The organism is Mycolicibacterium arcueilense, assembly GCF_058536225.1.
Window position 1 is genome coordinate 161,798 of sequence record NZ_JBZTYL010000037.1, and the last position, 26,343, is coordinate 188,140.

A 26,343-nucleotide genomic window follows, 5' to 3' on the forward strand; every position below is an offset into this window, starting at 1 on the left:
CCTGGGGAACCTTGAGGCATGACGAAACTGATGATGCTGGGCGCCGGCGCGGTGGTGGCGGCGGCCCTGGTGGCCGGGTGTAGCAATCAGTCCACCGACGGGGCGGCCGATGCGACCACCGCCACCTCGGCGACGGCGGCGAGCCCACAAGTGCCGGGTGAAGCGGACAATTCGGCGCACAACGACGCCGATGTGATGTTCGCCCAGCACATGATTCCGCACCATCAGCAGGCGGTCGAGATGAGCGACGTGCTGCTCGCCAAGCAGGGCATCGACGCGCGGGTGACCGAACTGGCCACCCAGATCAAGGGCGCTCAGGCTCCCGAGATCGCGCAGATGCAGGGCTGGTTGACGCAATGGGGGAACCCCCCGATGCCGCCGATGCCGCAGCAGGGTCACGGCGACATGGGCCACGGCAACATGGGGCAGGGCGACATGCCCGCGATGCAGGGCATGGTGTCGGAGGCCGACATGACCGCGCTGCGCAACGCCCAGGGCGCCGAGGCCGCCAAGCTGTACCTGACGCACATGATCGCCCACCACGAGGGCGCGATCACCATGGCTCAGGATGAGATCAAGGACGGTCAGTATCCCGCTGCGGTCGAGATGGCCCACACCATCGTGAAGACGCAGCAGCGGGAGATCGACACCATGCGCCAGATTCTGGGTTCGCTTTAGCTGGTCGGCAGGATGATCGTGAAGGTGGTCCCGGTACCCGACCCGGTCGCCGGGCTGGTCACCTCGATCCGTCCGCGGTGCCCTTCGACCAGGGCCTTCACGATCGCCAGCCCGATGCCAGACCCGCCGTGGTCGCGGTCGCGTGCGGTGTCGGCCCGGTAGAAGCGTTCGAAGACATGGGGCAGGTGCTCGGCGGGGATGCCCTCGCCGGTATCTGTCACGGTCAGCCTGACGGTGCCGCTCTCGGGGCCGGTGGTGGCGCCGATCGTCACCTGTCCTCCGGCCGGGGTGTGTCGCAGCGCGTTGTCGAGCAGGTTGCCCAGAATCTGGGCCAGCCGGTGGGGATCGGCCCACAGCGCCGGCAGGTTCTCGGCGACCTGGGACCGCAACGTCACGCCCTTGTCGTCGAACCGGTCCTGCGCTGCGGCGACGGCGGCGGCCACCACGGTGTGTGTCGCCACCGGTACCGGGGTGATGGTGGCCGGGCTCTCCTCGGCCTTGGCCAGGGCGGCGGCGTCGCCGGCGAACCGGACCAGTCGGTGGGTCTGCTGGCGCAGCATCATGACGGTCTCGGGGTCGAGGGTTCTCACGCCGTCCTCGATGGCCTCGAAGTAGGCCTCCAATACCGAAACCGGGGTGCGGATCTCATGAGCAAGATCGCTGAACAGCCGGCGGCGGCCGGCGTCGACAGCCTCGAGTCGTCCGGCCATCTGGTTGAAAGAGCTGGCCAGGGAGTCGAATTCGTCACCGAGATGTGCCGGTGGCACCCGCGAGTCGTAGTGGCCGTCGGCGATGGCCGTCGCAGCCCGGGTCACCTCGGTCAGGGATCGCTGCAGCCGCCTGCCGACATACCAGGTGACGATCAGCGCCGCCAGTATCGCGACGCAGGACGCGACCGCGATCGAGATGGCCGTGGCGTAGACGTAGGCCTCCTCGGCGTGCATCTGCTCGGCCGAGTCGCCGGAAACCCCTGCGCGGTGCAGATGTTCGCGGAACAGCGGCGGCCCGACGATGGCGGCCACCAGTCCGGTGGTGCCGGCGCCCGCAACCAGTACCAGGGCCTGGGCCGACAGCAGCCGGGTGCGCAGGCCGACGGTCATCGCTGGCCGTCCTGCCCGGTGCCCATGCGGTATCCGACGCCGCGCACCGTGATCACGTACAGCGGGTCGGCCGGGTCGTCGCCGAGTTTGCGGCGGAGGTGACCGATATGGACGTCGACGAGGTGTTCGTTACCGACATAGGTGGTTTCCCATACGGATTCGAGGAGTTGACGACGGCTCAGTGCCACTCCGGGTCGGGCCGACAGGGCGGCAAGCACGTCGAATTCGGTGCGCGTCAGCATGATCGGTTCGTCGTCGAGGAAAACCTGGCGGCCGTCGACGTCGATGCGCAGGGCGCCGAACACCCGGCCGTCGACCGCCGCGGGGGAGGAGACGCGGGGCCGGCGCAGCATGGCCCGCACTCTGGCCACGAGTTCCCGCGGGCTGAACGGTTTGGTCATGTAGTCGTCGGCGCCCACCGACAGACCGACGATGGTGTCCATCTCGGTGTCGCGGGCGGTCAGCATCACCACGTAGGCGTCGGAGAACGTACGCAATTGCCGGCAGACTTCCACGCCGTCGATGCCGGGCAGGCCGAGGTCCAGGATCACCACGTCGGGGTCGACCTCACGGGCCAGGCGCAGCGCCTCGGCCCCTTCGTGGGCGACGGTGACCTCGAATTGGTCGCGGGTCAGATAGCTGGCGATGACCTCGGCGAGCGGGGCTTCGTCGTCGACCACCAGGGCCCGGTAGCCACCCGGTATGTGCTGCATCAGCCCATAGTGCAGGAGTGGGGCGGGGGCCATGGGAAATTAATACCCTAGGGGGGTATAGTATGAGGCGACTGCCAAGCTGGTTCAGGAGGAAATTGATGAATACCCAGACTGTCACCGTCACCGGCATGACTTGCGGGCACTGCGTCACGTCGGTGCGTGAAGAGGTCGGCGGCATTCCCGGCGTGCGCACCGTCGAGGTCGATCTGTCTACTGGGCTGGTCACCATCGACAGCGACAACCAGCTCGATCCGTCCGCCATCAGCGATGCGGTCGCCGAGGCCGGCTACGCCGTCGCAGGCTGAAACTGCCGTCGATCATGAGTGCGCCGCAGAAGCTCATCGGGTTCGTCGTCGGACTCGTCGTGGTGTTCGTCGTATCGTTCGGGATCGGCTCGGCGGTCACGCCGAGCAGTGCCCCGGCCGCCGGCCACGACGCCGGTCACAACGAGGCGTACACGCTTCAACTCGATGAGGCTGCGCTCCCGTCCGGTGCTGCGGTGCCGCTGCGGTTCCGGATCGTCGACGGCGCAGGCGCGCCGATGACCGAGTACGTCGAGAGCCACGAAAAGTTGCTGCATCTGATCGTGGTGCGGCGCGACCTCACCGGCTATCAGCATGTGCATCCGGTGCTCGACGAATCGGGCACGTGGAGTGTTCCGCTGGATCTGGCCGAGCCCGGGGACTACCGGGTGTTCGCCGACTTCGTGCCGGGTGACGGTCGTGCGGTCAATCTCGGCGCGGACCTGACCGTCGCCGGTAGGTACCAGCCGCAACCGCTGCCCGCGCCTGCCGACAGCGCCACGGTCGACGGGTATACGGTCACCCTTGCCGGGGTGGCCAAGGCCGGGCAGCCCTCGGAGCTGACCCTGTCGGTCAGCCGGGACGGTAAGCCGGTCACCGACCTGCAGCCGTACCTGGGCGCCTACGGGCACCTGGTTGCGCTACGCGCGTCGGATCTGGAGTACCTGCACGTCCACCCGATGAGTGATGCCGCAGACCCGGCCACTGCGCCTGGCCCCCAGATCGCCTTCCACGCCACACTTCCCAGTGCCGGTGAGTACCGGTTGTTCCTGGACTTCAAGCACCGCGACGCGGTGCACACCGCCGAATTCACCGTTGAGGGGGCACCGTGAGCACCGCCACCGGCCACGTCGTACTGGAGATCGGTGGGATGACGTGTGCCTCATGTGCCGGACGCATCGAGCGGAAGCTCAACAACCTCGACGGCGTCACCGCGACGGTCAACTTCGCCACCGAGAAGGCCACCGTCGACGTCGCGGGTGAGGTGACGCCGGAACAGCTGATCGAAGCCGTCGAAACCGCAGGCTACACAGCACAATTGCCGGCTACAGAGTCGGGAGAGCACCATCCCGAGGACGATCCGACCGCGGCGCTGCGCACCCGGCTGATGGTTTCGGCGGCGCTGACCATCCCGGTGGTGGCCATGGCGATGGTCCCGGCGCTGCAGTTCACCAACTGGCAGTGGCTCTCGCTGACCCTGGCCGCGCCGGTCGTGGTGTGGGGCGCGCTGCCGTTCCACCGGGCGGCGTGGACGAATCTGCGGCACGGCACCGCCACCATGGACACGCTCATCTCGATGGGCACCATCGCGGCATTCGGCTGGTCGCTGTACGCGCTGTTCTGGGGTACCGCGGGGATGCCGGGCATGACGCATCCGTTCTCGCTGGCCATTTCGCAGACCGACGGCACCGGCAACATCTACCTGGAGGTCGCCGCAGGCGTCACCACCTTCATTCTGGCCGGGCGGTACTTCGAGGCGCGTTCCAAGCGGCGTGCCGGCGCGGCCCTGCGCGCATTGCTGGAGCTGGGCGCCAAGGACGTCGCGGTTCTCCGAGACGGTGCGGAACAACGCATTCCCATCGAGTCACTGTCTGTGGGCGACGAATTCGTAGTCCGGCCCGGCGAGAAGATCGCCACCGACGGTGAGGTGGTCGAGGGCTCGTCGGCGGTGGATGCCTCGATGCTCACCGGCGAATCGGTTCCGGTCGAAGTGGGAGCCGGCGACCAGGTGGTCGGTGCCACGGTCAACGTCGGCGGCCGGCTCGTGGTGCGCGCCAAGCGGATCGGATCCGACACCCAGCTGGCCCAGATGGCGCAGCTGGTCGAGGATGCGCAATCCGGAAAAGCGCAGGCGCAACGCCTGGCGGACCGGGTGTCCGCGGTCTTCGTGCCGATCGTCATCGCGCTCGCGGTGGGCACGCTCGGGTTCTGGTTGGGCACCGGCGGATCGGTCGCCGCGGCGTTCACCGCCGCGGTGGCGGTGCTGATCATCGCCTGCCCGTGCGCGCTGGGCCTGGCCACCCCGACCGCGCTCCTGGTCGGTACCGGCCGTGGCGCCCAACTCGGCATCCTGATCAAGGGGCCCGAGGTTCTCGAGTCGACCCGCCACGTGGACACCGTGGTGCTGGACAAGACCGGGACGGTGACCACCGGGGCGATGACACTGCTCGACGTGATCACCACCGCCGGTGAAGATCCCGCAGAGGTGCTGCGGCTGGCCGGCGCGGTCGAGGACGGCTCCGAGCACCCGATCGCGCGGGCCATCGCCAAGGGCGCCCGTGACAAGCTGGGCGAGCTGCCCTCGGTCGAGGATTTCGCCAACGTGGCGGGCCTCGGGGTGCAAGGTGTCGTCGATGGCCACGCCCTCGTGGTCGGGCGACGTCAACTGCTCGCCGACTGGGGACAGCAGTTGCCCTCGGACCTGGACACCGCGATGCGCGAGGCGCAGGGTCAGGGCCGCACGGCCATTGCCGTGGGGTGGGACGGACAGGCGCGCGCCGTGCTGGTGGTGGCCGACGCGGTGAAGCCCACCTCAAAGGAGGCGATCGAGCAGCTGCGCACCCTCGGCCTTGAGCCGATCATGCTGACCGGCGACAACGAGGCGGCAGCGCATGCGATCGCCGAACAGGTTGGCGTACATGAGGTTTACGCGGAGGTACTGCCGCAGGACAAGGTCGACGTCATCAAACGGCTGCAGGACGAGGGTCGGGTGGTGGCCATGGTCGGCGACGGTGTCAACGATGCCGCGGCGCTGGCCCAGGCGGACCTCGGCCTGGCCATGGGGACCGGCACCGATGTGGCGATCGAGGCCAGTGACCTGACCCTGGTCCGCGGTGATCTGCGGGCCGCCGCCGATGCCATCCGGCTGGCCCGGCGCACGCTGGCCACCATCAAGGGGAATCTGTTCTGGGCCTTCGCCTACAACGTCGCGGCGTTGCCGCTGGCAGCGGCCGGACTGCTCAACCCCATGCTTGCCGGTGCGGCGATGGCGTTCTCTTCGGTGTTCGTGGTCAGTAACAGCCTGCGGTTGAGACGTTTCCGATGAAGTGGCTCGCAGCCTTGATGGGGATCGTCCTGTGGGCGGCCGCCTTTGCCGGGCTGGTCCAGATCACGAATCACGATCACCCGGCGCATCTGCCGCACCCGGTCGCTGCGGCAATCGGTGTCGACGGCGGTGAGTTGACGTTCGACCATCCTCATATCGGCGACGATGCCGCTTCGCATATGCCGGACGGATTCACCGCCGCCGTGCTTCCGAGGAATTACCTTGCCGTGGCGGCATTCTCGATGGTTGTTCTCATCGTCGGCTGCGCGGTGCTGTGCGGGTGTGCCGCCGTGCGGGCGCCGCGGGGCCCACCTGACCGTCATCGGATCCCACTCGCCGGGCAAGCACTTCTGCTGCGGATCTGTATCGCACGCCGCTGACAGACAGCGTCTTGACGCTGTCCAGGTCAGTCGCCGCGCTCTGCGCGGTCCGATACAGAATCGACGAATCCATGAACCATGCCCTGTCCACCCGTTCATTCCACGTTCTGCGCCGAAACCGTGGGCCCAACACCATGGTCGGCCACACTCCTACCCTGTGGGTGTCCACTCCGTTCGCCGATCCCGGGCGCGGATTCTGGGCCAAGCTCGAAGGCTTCAACCCCGGCGGGATGAAGGACCGCCCTGCCATGCACATGGTGGAGCAGGCCCGGGCTCGAGGTGACCTGCAACCCGGTGGCCGCATCATCGAATCAACCAGTGGCACATTGGGGCTGGGGCTTGCCTTCGCGGGAACGATCTATCACCATCCGGTGACCCTGGTGACCGATCCGGGCCTGGAGCCCATCATCGAGCGCATGTTGACCGCGTACGGTGCCGAGGTTTCAACCGTCACCGAACCACATCCCACCGGGGGCTGGCAGCAGGCCCGGCGGGACCGGGTGGCCGAACTGCTGGCCGCCGACGACACTGCCTGGTACCCGGACCAATACAACAACCCGGACAACGTCGAGGCCTACCGGCCGCTCGCGTTGGAACTGAACGCCCAGATCGGCCGGGTCGACGTGCTGGTCTGCTCGGTCGGTACGGGCGGGCATTCGGCCGGCGTGGCGCGGGTGCTGCGGGAATTCAACCCGGACCTGCGCCTGATCGGGGTGGACACGATCGGCTCGACCATCTTCGGGCAGCCTGCCGCAACCCGCGTCATGCGCGGCCTCGGCTCGAGCATCTATCCCCGCAATGTGGACTACGGCGCGTTCGACGAGGTCCACTGGGTGGCTCCGGCCGACGCGGTGTGGGCTGCCCGGACGCTGGCGTCGACGTACTACGCCAGCGGGGGATGGAGCGTCGGGGCAGTCGGTCTGGTGGCCGGCTGGGCGGCGCGAAACCATCCGCCGGCCACCACGATCGCTGCGGTGTTCCCCGACGGTCCGCAGCGGTACTTCGACACGGTGTACAACGACGACTACTGCCGCGATCTCGGCCTGCTCGATCACCAACCGGCCGATGAACCCGAGACGATCGACACTCCAGGCGATCGCGTGGTGCAGTCCTGGACCCGCTGCGAGACGGTCACGGACCCGACGGCGGTGGCGCAGTGAGGGGACTCATCACACAGTTCCGCAGTTTCGACCTGCCGAGTCGGCTGTTGATGGTCAACCAGTTCGGCATCAACCTGGGCTTCTACATGCTCATGCCGTACCTGGCCGGTTATCTGGCCGGGCCGCTCGGCCTGGCCGCGTGGGCGGTGGGGCTGGTGCTGGGCGTGCGGAATTTCTCTCAGCAGGGCATGTTCATCGTCGGCGGCACGCTGGCCGACCGGCTGGGATACAAGCCGCTGATCGTCGCGGGGTGTCTGTTGCGCACCGGGGGGTTCGGGCTGCTCGTCGTCGCGGACTCGCTGCCGGCGATGCTCATCGCCTCGGCGGCAACAGGTTTCGCCGGAGCCCTGTTCAACCCCGCCGTGCGGGCGTATCTGGCCGCCGACGCCGGTGACCGGCGGGTCGAGGCCTTCGCCACCTTCAACGTGTTCTACCAGGCCGGAATCCTCTTGGGTCCGCTGGCCGGAATGGCGTTGCTGGCCTTCGATTTCCGGCTGACGGCCGGGGTTGCGGCCGGGGTGTTCGCGGTGCTGACCGTGGCTCAGTTGCTGGCCCTGCCGCGGCACCGTGCGGCGCCTGTAGAGCAGCGGAGTTCGGTGTGGGAGGACTGGCGCAGCGTCGTCGCCAACCGCGGGTTCGTGATGTTCGCAGTGGCGATGATCGGCTCTTACGTGCTGTCGTTCCAGGTGTATCTGGCATTGCCGCTGCAGGCGGCGCAGCTTCGCCCCGGAAACGAGACCGCACTGGTGGCAGCCATATTCGTGGTATCAGGTCTGATCGCGGTGGGTGGCCAGTTACGGATCACGCGGTGGTTCGCCGACCGCTGGGGGCCGCGGCGCAGCCTGGTGGTGGGCCTGCTGGTGCTGGCGGCGGCCTTCGTTCCGATGGCGGTGGTGCCCGACGGTGACCGGTTCGGGCCGGCCGCTGCGGTGGCGGCACTGCTCGTCTCGTCGGCGCTGCTGGCGCTGGGCTCGGCCGCGGTGTTCCCGTTCGAGATGGACACCGTCGTGGCGCTGTCGGGCGATCGACTGGTCGCCACCCACTACGGGTTCTACAACACCGTTGTCGGCGTCGGGATCCTGCTGGGCAACCTGGCCACCGGTTCGCTGATCGGCGCCGCGCGCGCCGCGGACCTGGCCGAGCTGGTGTGGCTGGGCCTCACAGCGATCGGGCTGGTGTCCGCGGCGGCGCTCTACGCGTTGACGAGGGACGGCGGGAGGCTGGCGCCCGCGTCGCTCACTGCATCGGAACGGTGACGCCCTCCGAAGGCTGCACGATCACAAATCCGTTGCCGTGGAACGAGACCTGCACGGCCTCGCCGGAGCCCCGGCCGATCAGCGCACCTGCCTTGAAACTCGTCTTGAGCTGAGTCTGAAGGTGTGCCGACCAGGCCACCACGGCATTGGTGTCGGCGTAGGTCGGGGCTTCGGCGGCGTCGAGCACGACCGGTGGGCCGTCGGTGGTCAGCGCCACCCATCCGGTGCCGCGCAGTGTGGTGTTGAACAGGCCGCCGGTGGCGATGCTGCCGCCGCGGACCCGTTCGATGTTCCAGTCCAGGCTCGACGAGAAGGCCAGCACGTTCTTGCCGCTGATCGACAGACCCGAGTTGGACAGCTGCAGCAGGTGTACGTCGAAACCTTGATCGGCCAGGAACACATCGCCGGAGCCCTGGCAGCGCATCAGCGGAAGGCCTTCACCGGTCAGGGCCTTCTTGATGAACTTCGATGCGCCGCCGCCTTCGAAGGCGAAGTCGACGTTGCCCTGGTAGGCGACCATCGAGCCCTGCCGGGCCATGAACGGGTCACCCAGACGGACCCGCAGCATCTTGCGGTTCTGGTTGGCGATCGGCGTCGCCTCTTTCTCGCTGAACCGGCCGTCGACGAGTTCGCCGCTGATGCCGGCGAACCCGCCACCCTGGGACTGCTGGGCCTGAACCTGTGCCTGCTGCGGCTGCGGTTGCTGGGCCTGCTGTTGCTGCGGCGCTGCTCCCATCGGCGCGCGGCCGGCCTGGCCCTGATGGGATACCTGATCGGTCCAGGATTGTCCGTCCCACCACCGGTATTCGTAGCGGCCCTCGGGATCAGGCAGCCAACCGGGTTGCGGGGTTCCGTTCACAGTCATCGCCTCAGGCTACAGATGGAGCACCGCTCTGAGCGGTGTCGCTACGAACGGGGCCAACCCCTGGCATTCTGGTGCCATGGCAAAGGAAATCGACCCGCTCCGTGCCCAGGGTGCGCTCGCGGTCTTGAAGCAGCACCCCGGCATGGTGCTGTTCGCGGTGTCACCGGTGATCATCGTGCTGGGCGCCGTGTGGTGGATCGCCGGCCCAGGCTGGGCGGGGTTGCTGCTGGTCGCCCTGGTGCTGGCGGGTGGAGCCGCACTGCTGCTCAAGCGCAACTAGACCGGAAAACCAACAATTGGCGTTCGCCGGTGGTGAACGCCGTCCCACCAGCGGTGTAACGGTGTAATCATGTAATCATGACTAAACACCAACACCATCGCCGGTCTGCGGATGAGGCCGCCGAGTGGTTCGCGGGCCGACTGCCCGACACCTGGTTCACCGGCGATCCGACCGTGATCGTCGACCGTGAAGAGATCACCGTCATCGGCCGGCTTCCTGATCCGGACGAAGCCGAGACCAAAGCCCGGGCCTCCGGGCGGGCCTCGCGGTTCCGGGAGGAGACGCGCAGTGAGCGCATGCGCATCGCCGACGAGGCGCAGGGCCGTTTCGACCGGAAGGTCTCCTGGGGCGTGGAAATAGGCACCCAGGTGGGCGACGGCGACGAAGTGGAGCGAATCTTGTTCACGCACATCGCCGTACCGGTGATGACGCGGCTCAAGCAGCCCGAGCGTCAGGTACTCGACACCCTGGTCGATGCCGGTGTGGCGCGGTCCCGCTCGGACGCGCTGGCCTGGTCTGTGCGCCTGGTCGGTCAGCACACCGAGGAGTGGCTGGACAAGCTGCGTGACGCCATGAAGGCGGTCGACGATCTACGTGCCGAGGGTCCCGGCGCCTAGAGTCGCTCGACTCCCACGTAAACCGAGCCCAGTGCCGAGGTCTGCGACAGCGGATCTATCGATGTCCGGTCGGCCAGCAGGTTGCGGTTGACCCCGTAGGTGTCCGGCGGGCCGCCATGAGTGGGGTCGAATACCCCTGAGCCCCAACCATGATCGAGCACGACGACCCCGCGACGCGGCCCGTCGCTGAGGGCTGCGGTCACCTCCAGCCGTCCGGTCGGTGAGAACACCCGAACCCGGTCGCCTGACGCAATGCCCAGCGCGGCGGCGTCCTCCGGGTGCAGCAGTACCTCGTTTCCCTTGCCGCCCGGATGCAGGCCGGGCAGTTCGTTCAGCCACGAATTCATCGAATGCCGTCGGCGCCGGTTGCCCAGCAGGAACGGGAACTCCTCCGGTGCTTCGGGATCCGGCGTGGCGAGCAGTTCACGGGTTCGTGCCACGAACTCGGCGGGAGCCGCATGGACCTTGTGGTCCGGGGTGCGCAACGCCTCGCGGAAGCGGCCGAACTGCCGTGGGCCGAGCACCAGGCCGTGCGGATGGGCTTTGAGCTCGCGCCAGGTGAGCTTGTGCCCGTCGACCTTGCGCGAGGTCAGGATGATCAGCCGGTCCAGCCAGTGCGGCCCGAAGGCCAACCCGGGCCGTCGGGTTCGCTCCGCCAGCCGGCGGGTCGCGCGGATGAACCCGTTGAAGCCCTTGGCGCCGAACAGCGGGCGGCGCATCGCCAGCGCCAGATCGGTGAATACCCGCCACTCCTCGCGGGCGCCGGCCGGTGGTTCGACGGCCTTCCCGCCGTACTGCACGTACGGCTCGTCGTGCATACCGCTGGTGAAGGCCAGCAGATCGTCGCGTTCGAGCCAGTGCGCCGCGGGCAGCAGCCAGTGCGCGTGCCGGTGGCTCTCGCGTTGCACCAGATCGATGGCCACGAGCAGGTCGAGCCGGCCCAGGGCCTCGTCGAGCCTGGCCCCGTCGGGCCCCGAGATCACCGGGTTGCCGGAATTGATCAGCAGGGCACGGATCTGGCCGCGACCCGGCGTGGTGATCTCGTCGGGCAGCTCGGCCAACGCGTGGGCCCCGGCGACCAGCTCACGCCCCGCCACCCGGCTGGTGTGCGGGCGGGTGGCCGCCAAACCCGCCAGCCGCAGCGTGTCGACGTAGCCCGGCTCGAAGCGACGACCACCCGGACGGTCCATCCGCCCGGTGATCAGATTGAGCACATGCCCGAGCCATTCCGCCACGGTGCCGGCGGCGTGGAGCGAGACCCCGGTGCGGGTGATGGCCATCGCCCCTGGCGCCGAGGCGAATTCGCGAGCCACCCGCTCGATCACGTCACGGTCGACGTCGCAGCGTGCCGCCAGGTCGTCGAGGTCGGCTCCGGCGGTCAGCGCACGTAGGTCCGCCACCCCGACGGCCAGCTCGGCACAGTCAGTGCGGTGCTCGCGACCCTCGTCGAGGATCACCTTGACCATCGCCAGCAGCAGCGCCCAATCCGTACCGGGACGCACGGGCAGATGGAGGTCCGCGGCCTGCGCGCTCTCGGTGCGGATCGGGTCCACCACGACGATGCGGGCGCCCCGCTTCTGGCGGGCCAGTGCCCGGCGCCAGCCGCCCGGCACCGATTCCACCCAGTTCCACGCGCTCACAGCCGGATTAGCGCCGATGATCAGGAAGTAGTCGCAGTTGTCGACATCGGAGACGGGCACCATCAATGGCGAGCCGTACATGGCTTCGGCCACCACGTGCAGCGCGTTCTGGTCCACCGAGCCGACCGCGTAGCGGTTGTACGTGCCGACGGCGTCCAACCAGGCATTCATGAATACGAGGTTCGAGGACGAGTACCCGGCCGGATTGCCGTAGTAGGCGGCCACCGCATCCGGGCCCCCGGCGTCGATGATCCGGTTCATGCGCTGGGCGATGTCGCTGATCGCCTCGTCCCAGCTCGCCTCGACGTAGCCATCACCTACCCGGCGCATCGGCGCCACGATGCGCCGCGGGTGCTCCACGACCTGGCCGGCGGTGCGGCCCTTCGCGCAGAAATCACCCCAGGTGTGCGGGTTGAGCTTGTCGGGGCCGATCTTGACGACGCGATTGTCCTCGACCGTCACTTCGAGGCCGCAGGAGGCCAGGCAGTACCGGCAGAACGTGTGCACGGTACGGGTCGTCATTACAGTGACACTACAATTTGTAATGGAATTGTGGTGCTAAACCTGCGTCATCTCCCAGTACCGACCGTGCCGCGACATGAGCTCTTCGTGGGTGCCGCGCTCGATGATCCGGCCGGCGTCCATCACCAGGATCAGGTCGGCATCCCGGATGGTCGAAAGTCGGTGGGCGATGATGAAACACGTCCGGTCCCGGCGCAATTCGGCCATCGCCTGCTGGATCAGGAGTTCGGTGCGGGTGTCCACTGCGCTGGTGGCCTCGTCGAGTACGAGCACCTTCGGCCGGGCCAGCACCGCACGGGCGATCGTGATCAGCTGCTTCTCACCGGCGCTGATGGCACCGCCGTCATCGTCGACCCGGGTGTCGTACCCGTTGGGCAGGGTGTGCACGAACCGGTCCACGTAGGCTGCCCTGGCCGCCTCGATCACCTCGTCCTCGGACGCGTCGGGCCGGCCATAGGCGATGTTGTCGTAGATGGTGCCGCCGAACAACCAGGTGTCTTGCAGCACCATGCCGATCGAGGACCGAAGCGATTGCCGGCTCACCGTCGAGATGTCCACACCGTCGATCAGGATCCGGCCGGAATCGACGTCGTAGAACCTCATCAGCAGGTTCACGCACGTGGTCTTGCCCGCGCCGGTGGGGCCGACGATCGCCACGGTGCGGCCCGGCTCGGCCACCAGTGAGAGGTCCTCGATCACCGGGGTGTCCGGCAGGTAGCCGAAGTTCACGCGCTCGAATTCGACCCGGCCGCTGCGGATCTCGAGGGCGCTGACCGGTTCGGAGGACTGTTCGTCGGCGTCGAGCAGTTCGAAGACCCGTTCGGCGCTGGCGATTCCGGACTGCAGCGTGTTGTACATCCCGGCCACCTGGCCCAGCGGTTGGTTGAACTGCCGCACATACTGGATGAACGCCTGGATGCTGCCCAGCGTGATCTGTCCGGTCGCCACCTGCAACCCGCCCACCACGGCGACGGCCACGTAGCTGAGGTTGCCGATGAACATCGTCGTCGGTCCCACGAGTCCAGAGAAGAACTGCGCCCCGATGCTGGACCGGTAGACCTCGTCGTTGAGTTCGTCGAACTTCCGCTGGGCGGCCTCCCGGTGCCCGAAGGTCTTGACGATCGTGAAACCGCTGTAGGTCTCCTCGATGTGGGCCGCGAGCCGGCCGGTGTTGCGCCACTGCGCCACGAACAACGGTTGCGACCGACGGGTGATCCAGCGGATCGCCCACAGCGCCAGCGGCACGGTGACGACGGTGAGCAGGGTCAGCAGTGGCGAGATGGTCAGCATCATCACCAGCACCGCGAACACGGTCAGCACCGAAGTCAGTAGTTGGCTGATGGTCATCGACACCGAGCTCTGCATGTTGTCGATGTCGTTGGTGACCCGGCTGAGCACCTCGCCACGCTGCCGGGAATCGAAGTAGGACAGTGGAAGTCGGTGCAGCTTGTCCTCGACGTCGGCCCGCAGCGCCACCATGGTGCGCTGCACCGTGATGTTGAGCAACTGCGCCTGCAGCCAGACCAGCACCGCGGCAAGCAGATACAGGCCCAGCGCCAGGGCCAGGGTGCGGGCCACCGCGGCAAAGTCCACCCCGTGGCCGGGAACCACGTTCATTCCCGACAGGAGGTCGGCGAACGTCGTGTCGCCGCGGGCCCGGGCGGCCGCTACGGCCTGCTCCTTGGTCAGGCCCGCAGGTAGTCCGCGACCGATCACACCGTTGAACAGCAGATCGGTGGCGTGCCCGAGAATCCGGGGGCCGATCACGCCGATCGCGATGCCACCCATTCCGAGCAACACCACCGAGATCGCCAGGCCACGTTGCGGCACCAGGCGCCTGAGCAGCCGAAGGGCCGATCCGCGGAAGTCGCGAGTGCGCGCGACCGGTGCGACAGGCGTGCCCGAGCGGCGCAGCACGTGGCCGGTCATCGCGGATCTCCGGCAGTGATGGCCTGCGACGCCGCGAACTCGGCGTAGGTGGGGCAGTCGGCGAGCAACGCCTCGTGCGTGCCGATGCCGACGATGCGGCCGTCCTCGACCACCACCACCTGGTCGGCCTCGATCACCGTCGAGATCCGTTGCGACACGATGACCACGGTGGCGTCGGCCGACACCTCACGCAGCGCGGTGCGTACCCGGGCATCGGTGTGCACATCGAGGGCTGACAGCGCATCGTCGAACAGGTAGATCGCGGGCCTGCGGATCACCGCACGTGCGATCGCCAGCCGTTGGCGCTGCCCGCCCGAGAAATTGATGCCGCCCTGGGCCACCAAGCGGTCCAGCCCCTCGGGGTGGGCCGCCACGAAGTCGTCGGCCGCCGCGATCCGCAGCGCCTCCCACATCTGTTCGTCGGTGAGTTCCTGTCCGGGCGCAGCGCCGTAGCGCAGATTCTCGGCAATGGTTCCGGAGAACAGATAGCCGCGTTGGGGGACCAGACCGATCGACGACCACAGCTGTTCGAGGCCCAGTTCACGCACGTCGACGCCGTCGACGCGGACCGCGCCCGAGGTGACGTCGTAGAACCTGCAGATCATGGCAAGCAGGGTGGATTTGCCGGATCCGGTGGATCCGACGACAGCGGTGGTGGTCCCGCGCTCCACGCGCATCGAGACCTGCTGCAGCACCGGGCGATCGGCGCCGGGATAGCTGAATGACGCGTCGTGGAACTCGATCTCGCCGGCTATGGACACCGGTCGGACCGGGTCGGGTGGGCTGGTGATCTGAGGCCGGGTGCCCAGCACACCGCTGACCCGCTCGGCGCAAACCGACGCGCGCGGAAGCATCACTGCCAGGACCGTCGCCATCAGCACGGCCATCAGAATCTGCATGAAGTAGGCCAGGAACGCGATCAGCGAGCCCACCTGCATGTGGCCGGAGTCGATGCGCAGTCCGCCGAACCAGATCAGCGCAACGCTGGAGACGTTGATCACCAGGGTGGTGGCGGGCAGCATCAGTGCCTGCCACCGACCGGCCTCCAGCGCGGTGGCCGACAGGGACTCGTTGGCGTCGGCGAAGCGGCGCTGCTCGAAGGGTTCGCGCGCAAACGCGCGGATCACCCGGATGCCGGACAGTTGGTCGCGCATCACCCGATTGATGCCGTCGATCAGTCGCTGCATGCGACGGAAGATCGGCATCAGGTGGGTGATGATCCAGAAATTCGCCAGGGCCAGTACCGGAACACTGACCAGGAGCAGCCACGACAGTCCGGCGTCCTGGTGCAGCGCCATCAGGATTCCGCCGATCGACATGATCGGGGCGGTGATGAGGATGGTGGCGGTCATCTGCAGCAGCTGCTGGATCTGGCCGACGTCGTTGGTGGTCCGGGTCAGCAGCGACGGGGCGCCGAAGCGGCCGGTCTCCTCGGCCGAGAACGTGGTGACGTGGTGAAAGATCGCCGAACGCAGGTCGCGGCCGAAACTCATGGCCGCGCGCGATCCGAAGAACACCGCACCGATCGCGCATGCCACCTGCAGACCGGTGACACCGAGCATCACCCCGCCGAGTTCGACGATGCGCCCGGTGTCGCCCTTGGCCACGCCGTCGTCGATGATCGCGGCGTTGACCGTCGGCAGATAGAGCGACGCCAGGGTGCTGATCACCTGAAGCGCCGCGACGATGGCGAGCAGCCGCCGGTACGGCCGCACATACTGTCGCAGCAGCGCCCAGAGCATCTGGCTACTCTTGCACACCGGCCGCTGTGGGTCGTGTCCAGCCGCTGCCGTGTCCGGCTCGGTGAAAGTCCAGGTCAGTCGGTATGCCGGTGTGGGGCATAGGTGTTACAGCTACAGTGCATGGCGTGACGGTCCGCACGGCCACCAAGCCACTACTCCGCAATGCCAGAGCCTTGGCGGTATTGGCTGCGGCAATGGTCCCGGTGTTCGCCGGGTGCTCGACTGACGAGCCCGCGACACCCCAGGTTCCGCAGAGCGAGTCGCCGAGTGCCGGTGGCACGGGTCAGCACGGCCCCCACTTTCCGCACTGCGGCGGCGTGACCGACCAGACGGTGACGGAGTTGACCCAGGTCCAGGGGCTGGTCAACACCGCGACCAATTCCTCGGGCTGCCAGTGGTTGCAGGGTGGCAGCATCCTGGGACCCCACTTCTCCTTCACCTGGTTCCGGGGCAGCCCGATCGGCCGGGAACGTAAGACGGAGGAGCTGTCGCGGACCAGCGTGGAGGACATCAACATCGAGGGTCACGGCGGCTTCATCGCGGTCGGGGAGAACCCGCTCAAGGCCGGCGACGTCAACCTGTGTGAGATCGGCATCCAGTTCGACGACGATTTCATCGAGTGGTCCGTGAGCTTCGACCAGAAGCCCTATCCCGATCCGTGCGAGGTCGCCAAGGAGCTGACCCGCCAGTCGATTGTGAATTCCAAATGATGACGCGACGTGGGGCTGCCGGAGCGCTCGCTGTGCTGGCCGTGTTCGCCGGGCTGACCGGGTGCACGCGCACCGTGGACGGCGCCGCAGCCAAGGAAGGGTCCAGCGGCGGCCCCAGTAACAACAAGTCCGAGAAGACGTACCCCAACCTGCTCAAGGAATGCGACGTCCTGACCACGGACATCCTGGCCAAGACGGTGGGTGCCGACCCGCTCGACATCCAGAGCACCTTCGTCGGCGCGGTGTGTCGCTGGCAGGCGGCCAACCCGGCCGGCCTCGTCGACATCACCCGATTCTGGTACGAGCAGGGCAGCCTGGACAACGAGCGTCAGACGGCCGAGAAGCTGCAGTACGCGATCGAACAGCGTCGGATCGCCGGTGTCGATTCGATCATCATGAAGCCCAACGGGCTCAACGGGGCGTGCGGTGTCGCCAGTGACGCGGCAGGCGTGGTCGGCTGGTGGGTCAATCCGCAGGCGCCCGGGATCGATGCCTGCCCGATGGCCATCAAGCTGATGGAGTTGACGCTGGCCACCAACTCCTAGCGGGGTACGTGGAAGCGCACCAGTGTCGCGCCGCCGAGCGCGAGCTGCTCCCAGGGGTCGCTGGTCCGCAGCACCGCGATGGCCGATGTCGGGAACTTCAGCGAAATGCTCTCCGCCGCAGTGCGGTTGGAACCGTCTGCCAGGCCCAGGGCAACGGCGGACATGGCCGGCTCGTGCCCGATCACCAGGACCGTCGAGGGCTCGGTGCCGAAACGTGACGCGACACCGTTGATCTCGTCGATGACGGTGCCCGGCCTGGCGTCGTAGATGCGCTCGGCGTATTGCACGGGCGCCTCGATGCCGGTGCGTTCCAAGGTCTGACGGGTCCGGGTGGCCGTCGAGCAGAGCACCGCGTCCACCTCGGCGAAGTTGGCCCGGATCCAGTCCCCGGCCAGCCCGGCCTCCCTGATCCCGCGCGCCGCCAGCGGGCGGTCGTGGTCGGTGACGCCCTCGGGATAGTCCGACTTGGCGTGGCGCATCAGCAGCAGGGTTCTGATCGGACTGATCGGGTCGGCCATTCCAACCAGGTTAGGCCATGCCGCCGCAGGTCCCCGGACTTGTCGGCTGCCAGTCCTACACTCGCCTTGCTCGGAAGATGAACCCACGGGGATCAACACAGGAAGGACGGGGCCGATGCGTTTTCTGCATACCGCCGACTGGCAGCTCGGCATGACCCGGCATTTCCTGAACGGTGAGGCCCAGCCCCGTTACTCGGCGTCGCGCAGGGAGGCCGTCGCGGCCCTCGGCCCGGTGGCAGCGGCCTCGGGTGCGGAGTTCGTCGTGGTGTCCGGTGACGTCTTCGAGCACAACCAGTTGGCCCCGCGCGAAGTCAGCCTGTCGCTGGAGGCCATGCGTGGCATCGGGGTGCCGGTCTATCTGCTGCCGGGCAACCACGATCCGCTCGATGCCGCCTCGGTCTACACCAGTGCGCTGTTCACCGCGGAATGCCCGGACAACGTCGTGGTCCTCGACCGCGCGGGTGTGCACGAGGTGCGGCCCGGTCTGCAGATCGTGGCCGCTCCGTGGCGGTCCAAGGCGCCCACTTCGGATCTCGTCGGCGACGTGCTGGCGGACCTGCCCGCCGACGGCACCACCCGGGTCGTGGTGGGCCACGGCGGCGTCGACATCCTGGATCCGGACAAGGACAAGCCGTCGCTGATCCGGCTCGCCGCCGTCGAGTCGGCGTTGGCGCGCGGTGCCGTGCACTATGTGGCGTTGGGGGACAAGCACTCCCGCACCGAGGTCGGTTCGACGGGCCGGGTCTGGTACTCGGGTTCACCCGAAGTGACCAACTACGACGACATCGAATCGGACCCGGGGCATGTCCTGGTGGTCGACATCGACGAGGCCGCCCCGCACCGTCCGGCGCGGGTGGAGTCCGAACGGGTGGGCCGGTGGCGCTTCGTCACGCTGCGCCGTGAGGTGGACACCGACCGCGACGTGGCCGACCTGGATCTGAACCTGGATCTGTTGGCGGACAAGGAACGCACCGTGGTGCGTCTCGCGTTGACGGGCTCACTGACCGTGACCGACAAGGCCGCACTCGACGCCTGTCTCGACAAGTACGCCCGATTGTTCGCCGCCCTCACCGAGTGGGAGCGGCACACCGAGATCGCGGTGTTGCCTGCCGACGGCGAATTCGACGACCTGGGTATCGGTGGTTTCGCGGCGGCCGCTGTGGACGAGTTGGTGGCCACCGCCCGTACCGAAGGAGCCGGGGCCGACGACGCCAGGGCGGCGCTGGGGCTGCTGCTGCGCCTGGTCGACCGTGGGAGCGCGGCATGAAACTGCACCGCCTGGTCCTGACCAACTACCGCGGCGTCACCCACCGCGAGATCGAATTCCCCGATCACGGTGTGGTGGTGGTCAGCGGCGCCAACGAGATCGGCAAGTCCTCGATGATCGAGGCACTGGATCTGCTGCTCGAGGCCAAAGACCGCTCGGGCAAGAAGGAAGTCAAGCAGGTCAAGCCGACGCATGCCGATGTCGGCGCCGAGGTGATGGCCGAAATCTCCACCGGTCCTTACCGTTTCATGTACCGCAAGCGCTTTCACAAGCGTGCCGAGACCCAGCTGACCGTGCTGGCGCCGGTGCGCGAGCAGCTCAGCGGGGACGAGGCGCACGAGCGGGTGCTGACCATGCTCGCCGAGACCGTGGACACCAGCCTGTGGCAGGCCCAGCGGGTCCTGCAATCCAGTTCGACCGCACCGGTCGACCTCTCGGGCTCGGACGCGCTGGCCCGGGCCCTGGACGTGGCCGCCGGTGAGGCGGTCGCACTATCCGGGGACGAGCCGTTGCTGGTCGAACGCATCGACGCGGAGTATCTGCGCTACTTCACCGCCACCGGCCGGCCCACCGGTGAGTGGGCGGCGGTGACCAAGCGGCTGGCCGCCGCCGAGGGCGAGGTGGCGCAATGTGCCGCGGCGGTGGCGGAGGTCGACGACGCGGTGCGTCGGCATGCCGAGCTCAGCGCCGAGGTCACCGGACTGGCCGGTGAGCGCGAAGTGGCCCACGCCGCCCTGGCCGCGGCGCGCAAGGACGCCGAGGCGGTTGCCGCACTGGTGCAACGGCTCAAAGAGGCCGAGGTGGTGGCCGAGGCCGCCCGGGTTGCGCAGGCCGCCGCGGCCGCTGCCCTCACCGAACGCCGACGGCTGCGCGCCGACCTCGACGAGCGGGCCACCACCATCACCGAACTGCAGGCTGCGCTCGGTGTGGCCGACGGTGAGTCCACCACCGCCCGTGAGGTTCACGAGGCCGCCGAGGCCGTGGCCGAACAGGCTCGGGTGGCAGCCCAGGAGCACGAAGTCAGGGTGGAGTCCGCCCGCACCACGCTCACGCAGATGACCGACCGCGACAAGGCCGACCGGTTGGCGGCCCGGCTGAGCAGGATCGACGCCGGCGTGCGTGAGCTCGACCGGAACAACCGCGACCTGGCCGGGATCACGCTCGACGACGCGGGGATGCGGGCCATCGAGGCCGCCGCGGTGGCGGTGGAACGTGCTGCGGGGCAGGCCGAACTCGCTTCGGCGCGCATCGAACTCGTCGCCGTCGAGAACCTCGATGTCCGAGTGGACACGGCCGGGGTCGCTCTCGAGGCCGGTACCCCATGGTCGGTCAACACCACCGCCGAGACCGAGATCGCCGTGCCCGGTGTGCTCACCGTCCACGTGGTGCCGGGCACGCCGGCCGCGCAGACACAGGCCCGTCTCGACGAGGCACAGAACGTGTTGACGGCTGCGCTGGCCGCGGCCGGGGTCGACGACGTGGAAGCCGCGCGGGCCCTCGACACCCGGCGCCGGGAACTGGTCGGCAGCCGGGATCGGTTGCGCGCCACCGTCGAAGCGCTGACGGGCGATGACCAGTTGGCGGATCTGCGGGCCCGACTGGCGCAACTGCGGGCCGGACAGCCCGACGAGGCCGGGTTGTTCGAGCTGGCGGGGCCCACCGATATCGCCACCGCCCGAAGCGAACTCGATACCGCGGTGAAGGCGCACCGTCAGGCGGTGGCCGACAGTGAGACCAGTCGCAAGGTGATCGCCGCGGCGGCCCAGAAGCTCACGGAGAAGTCGACCCGCTGCAGCGTGCTGCGCGAGAAGCTCACCACGGCGCAGGCTGAGCTGACCGTGGCCGGTGGCCGGTTGGAGGTCCAGCGTGCGCAGGCCGGCGACGATGAGTTGGCGGTCAAGGCTCAGACGACTGAGGAGGAAGCGACCGCCACAGCAGGCCACGCGACAGCGTTGCGTACCGAATTGTCGGCCACCGCACCGGATTCGGTGAAGGCCGCACTCGATGAGGCGGTTCGTCGCGCGGAGGCGCTGGACGCTCGACACGGGGCGGCGGCCGATGCGCTGCGGGAGTTGGCCGCGCAACTCAAGGTCTACGGCACCCAGGGACGCAAGGGGCATCTCGACGCTGCCGAGACCGAACGCGAGCACGCCCACGCCGAATACCTCCGGGTGCATCGCCGGGCCCGGGCGGCCGAGACGCTGCGGACCGTGATGGCGCGCCACCGCGATGCCACCCGTCAGCGCTACGCCGATCCGTTCCGTCTCGAGGTGCAGCGGCTGGGCCGGCTCGTCTTCGGTGAGGATTTCGAGGTCGACGTCGACAGCGACCTCAACATCCGGACCCGCACGCTGTCCGGGCGCACGGTGCCGTACGAATCGCTGTCGGGCGGCGCCAAGGAGCAACTGGCGATTGTCGCGCGGCTGGCCGGCGCGGCGATGGTGGCCAAGGAAGACAGCGTGCCCGTCGTCATCGACGACGCCCTCGGATTCACCGATCCGGACCGGCTGACCAAGATGGGGGCGGTATTCGACGCCGTCGGCGGAGACGGACAGGTCATCGTGCTCACCTGCAGCCCGGAGCGTTATGCGAGCATCCAGGGCGCGCACCACATCGCCTTGACGGCCTAGAAATCGGCTACCTGGACTCGCCGTTTACTACTCCTGGGTCGCGATTTCGTCCGAGCACGACCCAGGAGTAGAAAACGATGCGCAAGCCTTCCCAGTGGCCCGCCACGCACGGGATCAGAAGTAGGCGTTGGACGGAAGGGGCGTGCCGTGCAACAGGTTCTGACCGATCACCTGGGCCTTGTAGGCCACCGGGTTGTGCAGGGTGATGGTGCGGATGTTGCGCCAGTGCCGGTCCAGGTTGCGCTGCCGGGAGGCCGCACTGGCGCCGCCGAGTTCCAGCAGTCGGGTGGCGGCCTCGGGTGCGACGTCGTCGAGGTGCACTTTCACTTTGGCGACCTTGAGCTGAGCTTCCGCCGCGAGCCGCAGGTCGGGCACCCCGTCGACGGCAGAATCCGTCGCGGCACCGATCGCCGCCGCCGCGTCCAGCACGGCAGCCCGCGCGACGTAGGCCGTGCTGGCCAGGACCCCGAGTTGCCGCTGCAGCAGAGGATCATCGGTGGGCCGCTCGGTGACGGCATGGCTGAAGTTGCGCTCGCGGGAGCGCAGCAGCGCCACGCCGTCGTCTACGACATTGGCCAGGATTCCGGCCACCACCGCATGGATGAACAACTGCAGTGAGGCGTACTGCACGGTCGGAACCGGTTCGGCGTCATACGGGGTATCGGAAAGGATCTCGTCGGCAGCGACCGTGACATCGGTGAACGTCGTGGTGCCGGTTCCGGTGCGGCGCTGGCCGAAACCGTCCCAGTCGTCGACGAGCCGCACGCCTTCGCGGTCGGCGGGAACCAGGACGGTGGCCACCGAGTCGCGGTCGGTGGTGGCGGTCACGGTCAGATAGTCCGAGAACAGGGTGCCCGTGCTGTAGTACTTCTCGCCGGTCAGCCGGAAGGCACCCGGATTCGCCCCGTCGGCCAGCAGCCGGGTGTTGAACACCAGGCTGCCCACGGCCAATGAGCCCTTCTCACTGAATGCGTTACCGAAGATCTTGCCCTCGGCGATCTTGCCCAGCCAGTGCGCCGACACCGGATCCTCGGCATTGCGCAGGCGCTCCTCGGTGAACCAGAAGTGCGTCCGGAAAATGTGGGCCACGATGGGGTCGGCCTTGGCCACGTCGATCACCGCGGAAAAGAGCTGCGGCACAGTGAATCCTGAGCCGCCGAGGGACTCGGGCAGGCGCAGGGTGCCGAACCCGGCCCGCTTGAGCGCCGCGACCTGATCGAAAGGGTTCTCGTCGTTCAGGTCGCGGTCCTTGGCGCCTGAGGCGATCGAGGCCAGCAGGTCATCCCATTCCGGGGTTCCGGGCCGGACATGGGTCACGTTCTCGACGGTGGTCATGGCACCGTTGTAGCCGGACCGGCTACCGCTGGGCACGTGTTTGGATCAGCCCGAACCTAAGCCGTTCACCCGCATACCGTAGAGATAGGTGGTCAGGTATTCGTCGATCACCTTGACCCGCACCTCGGGGGTGTCGGGAATGGTGATCAGCAGTGCGTAGAGCCCGGCGAAAAACGATGCGCCGTTGTGCAACACGTCTACCGTGTCCGGGATCTCGCCGGCGTCCCTGGCGCACTGGAGCTCTTCGATCAGTGCCACCAGCACGGGATGGTGTTCCCATTCCTCCGAGGGCGGGCGGGTCGTGGAAAAATGCAGCGCCAGAAAATCTTTGAACAACGGACGGCCCAGCCGCCGCTCCAGCTTCTCCAGCATGCGCACGGATTCGGTGAGGGTGGCGCGAACATCGTGCGGTGCGGCGAAGAGTCGGATGAGCTCGGCGGCCATCCGGGCCTCCTCGCGCTGTTCCAGCTCCACCAGGACGTGTTCCTTGGTGGGGAAGTGGAAGAAGAAGGTGCCGTGGGCGACGCCCGCGGCGGACGCGATCGCGGCGGTGTCGGCAGCGGCCATGCCCCCGCGCTTGAACTCGGCGATCGCGGCCCCGAGTAACCGTTCGCGGGTCTGCTGACCCTTGCGGCTGCGGGGGGTGGCCTGGAGCACGACCTCATGCTACGGCAGAAATAACTGACTGTACTCAGTTCTGGTCTTTCCTTTGAGCACTGGAGCCGCTACGGTTTCGATCAAGAGTTGTTCTGACTGAAGTCAGTATTTGGAGGTCGGCGTGCAGATCCTGGAGCAGGTTCAAGACCTGCCGAAAGCCGGGAACATCAAGGCCCAGTGGGTGAGCCTGTGGACCGGGCCGGCGGTCGGCGCGGTCCTGCTGGTGGCGGCGCTGGCATTCCCCGGCTTCTGGCCACCCATGTCGCCCACCTGGAGCGCGCAGCAGGTTGCCGGTTTCTATGCCGACCACACCGCGTGGATCCGGTTCAGTCAGGTGACGTTCAACCTGTGCGGGATCCTGATCCTGCCGTTCTTCATGGTGATCGTCGTCCAGATGAAGCGGATGAAGACCCAGAGCCATGTGTTCGCCTACTGCTATCTGACTGCCGCGGTCAGCGGTGCCACGATCTTCGCGCTGTCCAACGTCTTCTTCCTGGTGGCCGCGTTTCGCCCGGACCGCAATCCCGAACTGATCATGCTGCTCAACGACCTGGCCTGGATCGTGCTGGTCGCTCCCGTGGGCATGGTGGTGTCGCAGTTCGCCTTGCTGGCGGTGGCGGTCTACTTCGACAACGGGCCCGAACCGGTGTTCCCGCGCTGGGTCGGGCACTATTCGCTGGCCACCGCGGTGGCGATGATCCCGGCTGCGGGTGCTGCGGTCTTCCACACCGGGCCGCTGGCGTGGGACGGCGTGCTGGCCTTCTGGCTGCGCAACGGCGCCTTCGCGGTCTTCGTCATCGTGATGTTCTTCGTGCTGCGCCGCGCGGTACTCAGCCAGGCCGTTCAAGACGGTGTCATCGCGCGGGCGGCGGACCGGTGACACTGCTGACCGAGGCGCCGCCGGGCAAGCCCGACGTGCGGTTGATGACCTGGTTCTTCCCGCTGTGGTACGGCGCCTTCGGGGTCATCATCTGCATCCTGACCCGGGTGACGCCGCCACCGCGCCCCGATGTCACCGCTGCCGACAAGGTGGCGTTCTTCGTCGAGCACGGTCTGACCATCAAGATCGGCTTCTGTCTGCTACTGATCCTGCTCGGCGGGGCGGCGATGACCAACGGATTGGTCGCCTACCAGATCAAGCGCATGTCGGTGGGGTCAGTGTTCGCTTATGGCTACATCGGAGGCATGGGCGTCGGCGCACTGCCCGGCTTCCTGTTGGTGTCGGTGTGCTTTCTCACCGCGGCATTTCGGCCCGACCGTGACCCGGAATTGATCAGCCTGCTCTATGACCTCGGAATGCTTTCCTACAACGGCTCATTGGGCTGTTTCACGGCGGCCTACCTGGTATTCGCGATCGCCATCCTCTACGACAAGAACCAGATCTTCCCGGCGTGGTTCGCCTATGTGACGATCTGGCAGATCATCACCGAGGTGATCGCCACCCAGATGTTCGTGTTCGAGTCCGGGCCGTTCGCCTGGAACGGGTCAATCGCCTTCTGGTGGGCGGTGGTGGTCTTCTCCGTCTGGCTGTCTGCCCTGATCGTGCTGCTCCGGCAGGCCCTCAAGCGTGAGGAAACATGCAGTGACGCAGACTGATCCGCGGCCACAGACCTCGTCGGAGCACCTGCCCGGCGACGGGCACATGTGGGTGATGGTGCTCGGTGACCTGGTCATCTTCGGTGGCTACTTCATCGTCTTCATGATCTACCGCACCATGTATCCGGACGAATTCCTCCGGGCCCAACAGCATCTCGACATCACGATCGGTGTGCTCAACACCGTGATCCTGCTGACCAGTTCCTGGTTGGTGGCCCGTGCGGTGCTGGCCGCGCGCGCCGGGCGGCACGAAGCGGCGATCCGGCTCACCTACGCCGGCGGTGTCGGCGGTCTGATGTTCATGGCCTGCAAGGGTTATGAATGGGTCGTCAAGATCAGGAACGGGCACACCAATTCCGAGATGTTCTACTCGTTCTACTACGTGCTGACGGGTGTGCACCTGATCCATGTCCTGATCGGGCTCATCGTGTTGGGCGTGATCGTGCGGGAGTTGCGCAATCCGTCCCGACGCCGCGCATCGGTCGTGGAGGCGAGCGCCGTCTACTGGCACATGGTCGACCTGCTCTGGGTGATCATCTTCGGCCTGCTGTACGTGGTGAGGTGACGATGACCGACAAGGCTGTGACTCAGACGTGGCTGGTGCTGGTCGCCATCACCGTCGGATCCTGGTGGTTGGCACCGGCGCAGTATTCGGACGCGTTGCGGGCCAGCGTGCCGATCACCGCGCTGGTGCTTGCGTTGACGCTGATCAAGTCCCGTCTGATCATCCGGCAGTTCATGGAGGTCCGGACCGCGCCGAGGTGGCTCAAACTCGCCACGGACGGGTGGCTGGTGCTGCTGTTCGGGGCGACTTTCACGATCTATCTGATCTGAGCATCGCGCGGCACAATGGAG

At 67.5% G+C, this 26,343-nt stretch carries 26 protein-coding genes; 17 read left to right on the forward strand and 9 right to left on the reverse strand.

Features of this window, described 5'->3' with window-relative positions:
* Positions 1-18 precede the first annotated feature (18 nt).
* Positions 19-678: a DUF305 domain-containing protein gene (locus AC4LGL_RS32350; protein WP_491842324.1), complete on the forward strand. Its 660-nt coding sequence runs from the start codon at positions 19-21 to the stop codon at positions 676-678.
* Here the strand turns inward: AC4LGL_RS32350 and AC4LGL_RS32355 are convergent.
* The gene (locus tag AC4LGL_RS32355) at positions 675-1,778 is read right to left on the reverse strand and encodes a HAMP domain-containing sensor histidine kinase (RefSeq protein ID WP_491842325.1); all 1,104 of its coding nucleotides are present in this window, start codon (positions 1,776-1,778) and stop codon (positions 675-677) included. The genes AC4LGL_RS32350 and AC4LGL_RS32355 overlap by 4 nt on opposite strands.
* Positions 1,775-2,491 (reverse strand): response regulator, encoded by a 717-nt coding sequence (locus AC4LGL_RS32360; protein WP_491842326.1) that lies wholly within the window; start codon positions 2,489-2,491, stop codon positions 1,775-1,777. Before AC4LGL_RS32360 ends, AC4LGL_RS32355 begins: the two co-directional genes overlap by 4 nt.
* A gap of 98 nt (positions 2,492-2,589) precedes the next feature.
* Here AC4LGL_RS32360 and AC4LGL_RS32365 point away from each other — a divergent pair, with 98 nt between their 5' ends.
* From AC4LGL_RS32365 to AC4LGL_RS32390, 6 genes are all read left to right on the forward strand, one after another.
* A complete protein-coding gene (locus AC4LGL_RS32365; RefSeq protein ID WP_491842327.1) occupies positions 2,590-2,796 on the forward strand; it encodes a heavy-metal-associated domain-containing protein in 207 nt (68 codons plus the stop codon).
* A 14-nt stretch (positions 2,797-2,810) separates the two neighbouring features.
* Positions 2,811-3,626: a DUF8832 domain-containing protein gene (locus tag AC4LGL_RS32370; protein ID WP_491842328.1), complete on the forward strand. Its 816-nt coding sequence runs from the start codon at positions 2,811-2,813 to the stop codon at positions 3,624-3,626.
* Complete coding sequence (locus AC4LGL_RS32375) at positions 3,623-5,839, forward strand: heavy metal translocating P-type ATPase (protein WP_491842329.1); 2,217 nt, start codon at positions 3,623-3,625, stop codon at positions 5,837-5,839. Before AC4LGL_RS32370 ends, AC4LGL_RS32375 begins: the two co-directional genes overlap by 4 nt.
* On the forward strand, positions 5,836-6,219 hold the full coding sequence (gene lpqS / locus AC4LGL_RS32380; RefSeq protein WP_491842330.1) for a putative copper homeostasis (lipo)protein LpqS: 384 nt from the start codon (positions 5,836-5,838) through the stop codon (positions 6,217-6,219). Before AC4LGL_RS32375 ends, lpqS begins: the two co-directional genes overlap by 4 nt.
* A gap of 71 nt (positions 6,220-6,290) precedes the next feature.
* Complete coding sequence (locus AC4LGL_RS32385) at positions 6,291-7,379, forward strand: PLP-dependent cysteine synthase family protein (RefSeq protein WP_491842331.1); 1,089 nt, start codon at positions 6,291-6,293, stop codon at positions 7,377-7,379.
* Complete coding sequence (locus tag AC4LGL_RS32390; RefSeq protein ID WP_491842332.1) at positions 7,376-8,635, forward strand: MFS transporter; 1,260 nt, start codon at positions 7,376-7,378, stop codon at positions 8,633-8,635. Before AC4LGL_RS32385 ends, AC4LGL_RS32390 begins: the two co-directional genes overlap by 4 nt.
* On the opposite strand, the gene AC4LGL_RS32395 is transcribed toward AC4LGL_RS32390, so the two are convergent.
* Positions 8,616-9,500 (reverse strand): AIM24 family protein, encoded by an 885-nt coding sequence (locus tag AC4LGL_RS32395; RefSeq protein ID WP_491842333.1) that lies wholly within the window; start codon positions 9,498-9,500, stop codon positions 8,616-8,618. The two genes, AC4LGL_RS32390 and AC4LGL_RS32395, sit on opposite strands and share 20 nt — an antisense overlap.
* A gap of 76 nt (positions 9,501-9,576) precedes the next feature.
* Between AC4LGL_RS32395 and AC4LGL_RS32400 the strand changes: the two genes are divergently transcribed.
* Both AC4LGL_RS32400 and abmR read left to right on the forward strand, forming a co-directional pair.
* On the forward strand, positions 9,577-9,780 hold the full coding sequence (locus tag AC4LGL_RS32400) for a hypothetical protein (RefSeq protein WP_055116284.1): 204 nt from the start codon (positions 9,577-9,579) through the stop codon (positions 9,778-9,780).
* Between the two features lie 77 nt (positions 9,781-9,857).
* Positions 9,858-10,397 carry an ATP-binding transcription factor AbmR gene (gene abmR, locus AC4LGL_RS32405; RefSeq protein ID WP_491842334.1) on the forward strand — a complete coding sequence of 180 codons (540 nt, stop codon included), beginning with the start codon at positions 9,858-9,860 and terminating at the stop codon, positions 10,395-10,397.
* On the opposite strand, the gene AC4LGL_RS32410 is transcribed toward abmR, so the two are convergent.
* The 3 genes from AC4LGL_RS32410 to AC4LGL_RS32420 are packed head-to-tail and all read right to left on the reverse strand — an operon-like array spanning position 10,394 to position 16,230.
* Complete coding sequence (locus AC4LGL_RS32410) at positions 10,394-12,559, reverse strand: molybdopterin-containing oxidoreductase family protein (protein ID WP_491842335.1); 2,166 nt, start codon at positions 12,557-12,559, stop codon at positions 10,394-10,396. The genes abmR and AC4LGL_RS32410 overlap by 4 nt on opposite strands.
* A gap of 36 nt (positions 12,560-12,595) precedes the next feature.
* Positions 12,596-14,488 (reverse strand): ABC transporter ATP-binding protein, encoded by a 1,893-nt coding sequence (locus tag AC4LGL_RS32415; protein WP_491842336.1) that lies wholly within the window; start codon positions 14,486-14,488, stop codon positions 12,596-12,598.
* Positions 14,485-16,230: an ABC transporter ATP-binding protein gene (locus tag AC4LGL_RS32420; RefSeq protein WP_491842337.1), complete on the reverse strand. Its 1,746-nt coding sequence runs from the start codon at positions 16,228-16,230 to the stop codon at positions 14,485-14,487. Before AC4LGL_RS32420 ends, AC4LGL_RS32415 begins: the two co-directional genes overlap by 4 nt.
* A 116-nt stretch (positions 16,231-16,346) precedes the next feature.
* Between AC4LGL_RS32420 and AC4LGL_RS32425 the strand changes: the two genes are divergently transcribed.
* On the forward strand, positions 16,347-16,940 hold the full coding sequence (locus AC4LGL_RS32425) for a DUF3558 domain-containing protein (protein ID WP_491842338.1): 594 nt from the start codon (positions 16,347-16,349) through the stop codon (positions 16,938-16,940).
* Positions 16,940-17,485 (forward strand): DUF3558 domain-containing protein, encoded by a 546-nt coding sequence (locus tag AC4LGL_RS32430; RefSeq protein ID WP_491842339.1) that lies wholly within the window; start codon positions 16,940-16,942, stop codon positions 17,483-17,485. Before AC4LGL_RS32425 ends, AC4LGL_RS32430 begins: the two co-directional genes overlap by 1 nt.
* Here the strand turns inward: AC4LGL_RS32430 and AC4LGL_RS32435 are convergent.
* Positions 17,482-18,003: a SixA phosphatase family protein gene (locus tag AC4LGL_RS32435; protein ID WP_491842340.1), complete on the reverse strand. Its 522-nt coding sequence runs from the start codon at positions 18,001-18,003 to the stop codon at positions 17,482-17,484. The two genes, AC4LGL_RS32430 and AC4LGL_RS32435, sit on opposite strands and share 4 nt — an antisense overlap.
* A 115-nt stretch (positions 18,004-18,118) precedes the next feature.
* Between AC4LGL_RS32435 and AC4LGL_RS32440 the strand changes: the two genes are divergently transcribed.
* Together AC4LGL_RS32440 and AC4LGL_RS32445 are read left to right on the forward strand one after the other, a co-directional pair.
* Positions 18,119-19,270 (forward strand): metallophosphoesterase family protein, encoded by a 1,152-nt coding sequence (locus AC4LGL_RS32440; RefSeq protein WP_491842341.1) that lies wholly within the window; start codon positions 18,119-18,121, stop codon positions 19,268-19,270.
* Positions 19,267-21,900, forward strand: a complete 2,634-nt coding sequence (locus AC4LGL_RS32445) for an AAA family ATPase (protein WP_491842342.1) — start codon at positions 19,267-19,269, stop codon at positions 21,898-21,900. Before AC4LGL_RS32440 ends, AC4LGL_RS32445 begins: the two co-directional genes overlap by 4 nt.
* Positions 21,901-22,014: 114 nt before the next feature.
* On the opposite strand, the gene AC4LGL_RS32450 is transcribed toward AC4LGL_RS32445, so the two are convergent.
* Entirely contained in the window at positions 22,015-23,235 is a 1,221-nt protein-coding gene (locus tag AC4LGL_RS32450) for an acyl-CoA dehydrogenase family protein (RefSeq protein WP_491842343.1), read from the reverse strand.
* Between the two features lie 45 nt (positions 23,236-23,280).
* Entirely contained in the window at positions 23,281-23,892 is a 612-nt protein-coding gene (locus AC4LGL_RS32455) for a TetR/AcrR family transcriptional regulator (RefSeq protein ID WP_491842344.1), read from the reverse strand.
* A gap of 121 nt (positions 23,893-24,013) precedes the next feature.
* Here AC4LGL_RS32455 and AC4LGL_RS32460 point away from each other — a divergent pair, with 121 nt between their 5' ends.
* From AC4LGL_RS32460 to AC4LGL_RS32475, 4 genes are read left to right on the forward strand one after another with little or no spacing between them, the layout of a single operon-like run.
* Entirely contained in the window at positions 24,014-24,772 is a 759-nt protein-coding gene (locus AC4LGL_RS32460) for a hypothetical protein (protein WP_491842345.1), read from the forward strand.
* Positions 24,773-24,816: 44 nt separating this feature from the next.
* Positions 24,817-25,488 carry a hypothetical protein gene (locus AC4LGL_RS32465; protein WP_234789915.1) on the forward strand — a complete coding sequence of 224 codons (672 nt, stop codon included), beginning with the start codon at positions 24,817-24,819 and terminating at the stop codon, positions 25,486-25,488.
* A gap of 46 nt (positions 25,489-25,534) precedes the next feature.
* The gene (locus tag AC4LGL_RS32470) at positions 25,535-26,053 is read left to right on the forward strand and encodes a cytochrome c oxidase subunit 3 (protein WP_236732251.1); all 519 of its coding nucleotides are present in this window, start codon (positions 25,535-25,537) and stop codon (positions 26,051-26,053) included.
* Between the two features lie 2 nt (positions 26,054-26,055).
* Entirely contained in the window at positions 26,056-26,322 is a 267-nt protein-coding gene (locus AC4LGL_RS32475) for a cytochrome C oxidase subunit IV family protein (RefSeq protein ID WP_491842346.1), read from the forward strand.
* Positions 26,323-26,343 lie beyond the last annotated feature (21 nt).